2 protein-coding genes are annotated in these 2,873 nt (G+C 47.0%); both read right to left on the bottom strand.

Annotated elements, in window-relative coordinates:
* Positions 1–631: 631 nt before the first annotated feature.
* Entirely contained in the window at positions 632–1,105 is a 474-nt protein-coding gene (locus tag ENN47_08470) for a MarR family transcriptional regulator (GenBank protein ID HDP78201.1), read from the bottom strand.
* Positions 1,106–1,718: 613 nt separating this feature from the next.
* On the bottom strand, positions 1,719–2,873 hold a 1,155-nt coding region (locus ENN47_08465), incomplete at its 5' end, for a hypothetical protein (protein HDP78200.1).

Below are 2,873 nucleotides of genomic sequence, written 5' to 3'. Positions count from 1 at the left end.
TTACCATCACACTGCAGAACAGGTAATCACTTCAATGCAAAGTATGAGGGAAATCGGAATCATAGACGACAGCAGTCTGTTAGTTGCTCATCATTTCTCTCACTATCCAAATCCACCTCAAAGTGATCTAGAAGAGTTTTATGGGCGATTCGGAATCTCTGTGGCAAGTGACGGTCTCTTGCTGAATGTCTAGCTAATGCCTCATTCGGGATGTCGAATGGAGTTCAGATGACGAGATGTAAGATTCAATACCTGCATCCTCATCCCGAGCTTGATTCGGGATCTCGGCTTCCCCGGGGTTGGGTTAGCAGCCAGGGGGTTGGAAAGAACAAAGTGAAATCGGTTGAACGTTGAACGGTTCTCCGTTCTCCGAAAAGAGCCTGTTCTTGGTTCCAGAGCGAGGATCTGTTCTACGTTCTTGATAAGGGTCAAAAACCAAGAGTGTTTTGACTCTAGCCAGTTATGAAAAGTGTTGTTGATCGGTCAACTCACTTCTGGTTCTTGACTTTCAACATGGAACTGACACCTTGTAACTGTCCTTTCACAGCGTACAGCGGTTCTTTGGAGCGCGTTCCCCGCATAGGACATCGTTTGCGTGACTTCTTTCTCCGGCGTCAGGTTTTTTAGATCCTCAAGAGCCACTCCCATGTTTTTTCAATCCACTCTGAACAACAAGGCGTGCCATTCGCTCAAACCCATCACTTATGACGGCGAGATCATCCTCTTGCACGTTCTCCAGGAAGATATCGATCAACTCCGAGAAGCTTTTCGAAAACTCCTTGAAGACCGCTTCTCCTTTCTGTGTAAGCTTTATGATTGTTACTCGTCTGTCTATATTGGACCTTTCTCGTCCGACATAATTCTTCTTTTCAAGATCGTCCGCCAGCACCGTAACGTTGCTCTTCGTCATCAAATAAGCCTTTGCAAGGGCAGACATGTTCTGAGGACCCTTGAGACCAATATATAGAAGTATGTAAAACTCCATTGTCTTGAGTTCAGCAGCTTCGTTACTGTAGGAGATGAACTGCGTGAAATTCCTGAGCAAATCGAAAACAGTCTCGAGTATGGCTAACTTGTCGGTCCCGACATCCTTGACCACCGTCAAACGCCTCCAATCAGAGTTTGCAGAGCAAGAATTCTCAATCATTATTGGAAATCGCGAAACACACTCGCGATTCCTCACTGTCGGTTGACATTATCTATTGTGAACGTCCAATGAGCCGAATAAACTCCTGTCCCATTACCGTTATTGACATTCTAGCACTGGTGTTCCCAAATTAGCTCCTTCAGCTGGAGACCATCGTCCGGAGCAGATCCCTGCTTCGGTAGTTTCCTTCGAGGAGATAACTCTAAGGAGAAGAGGCTCTTCATGCGTGCTAAGGGGGCAGTTGACGTTCTGATACTGTTGACCTTTTTGATAACGAGCTTCACAGAAATTCGTCACTTCCAGAGCGAGTTTTCGAGACTAGCGAAAAAGCTGGCGAGAGCTCTTCAGGCTCGTTGGCGGAGTAAGAATAGAATCGTGCTTCAGCTGGCTATTTCCTGCCAAGAACGCAAACGATGCTCTCAAACTCAACCATCCTTGTGGAAAGATATCGCTCTCTTCTCCTTTGTGCGGGAATACTCTTCTCCAGGCCAGCACTTCCCTTCACTCGGAATCCTCAAGTGGACTTGCTGAAGTTGATCAAAATAATTCTGATGTCTGTAGAAGTGGAAGACTATCTTTGTATCTCATCCATCCCCTCAAAGGCTCTAGTGTCCTCTCTTTGAACAAGAACAGAGCGCAATTCTTCTCTGCTCTGGTTTCCAAAGACATATTCCATGAAGCTGTGAATTGCTTGGAAAAGATAATCCTCCCCACCGTCCTTCATGAAGACACCTGTAAATCCCAAATAATGGGACAACGGAGAAAGATGATCCAGCATTGCAAAGTCGGGGTGCTTGGCCTCTGGTATCCTTATATGAAAAGGCGGAACGGGGCTGGCTTCAATCATGTCAGAGATTCTGCCCGATTCCTCACGATACTTCCATTCATCGGTTTCCATAATCAGTGAGGGAATCTCAACCCCTCTATCTATCTCAGCGTCACTCATTACAAACAGAGCAGGATCAAATGATACCAGCGCCTTAATCCTCGGATCATTGATTGAAGCAAAGTGGACCACTCCTCCTCCGCCTGAATGGCCTAATGCTACCAATTTGCTCTTATCGAAGATCCCTGCCAGTTCGTGGTCACTCTGATTTAGCCATGCAAGCCAATCTATCACGAAAGAGATGTCTTCTGCCATCAGCTGCATCGAAAGCCTAACCCCTTCTTCGAATGTCTCGACACCGGGAAGGTTCATCACCCTCTCCCTGTCAAAATGAAACTGCGTGCCGTCGGAGAACTCAACCACCGCCGCTCCATAGGGATGCTCTACTCCAATAACGACGAATCCTCTACTGGCCATGTACTCTGCAAAAGAAAAATACAGTGGAACAATAGCCGGAGTTCCTGGTGATAGAATGACCACGGGTAGGTCTTTCGCATCTTGCGCAGGCACAGCATCTATGAAAGAGTTCGTCTTGACGGATCTAAGAAACTGGAACAGTACTGGAGGCAGATCGTAGTTATCAGCCAGACTATTCACGAAGAGCCTGTGATTCCTGAACCACGGACTTCTTCTCTTACCCTCAGTCTCATCTGCCGGATACCATATGTCAATTACCAGCCGCCTGGTCATCTCGGCATCGGAAAAGGGGTCAAACCTCGTCTCATCATTCAGTTCTATGACCTGGAGTCCCACTTCATACTCTCCACCAGGGTCGGGGATTTTCGTCGTAGGAAAGAGGTAGGAAAGAATTCCCAGTGCTGCTATGGCGAACACTCCTAT

The sequence above is a fragment of the Mesotoga infera genome, from assembly GCA_011045915.1.
Lineage (GTDB): Bacteria > Thermotogota > Thermotogae > Petrotogales > Kosmotogaceae > Mesotoga > Mesotoga infera_D.
Note: the sequence above shows the minus strand (reverse complement) of the source record. Positions and strands in the feature narration are given on the sequence as shown.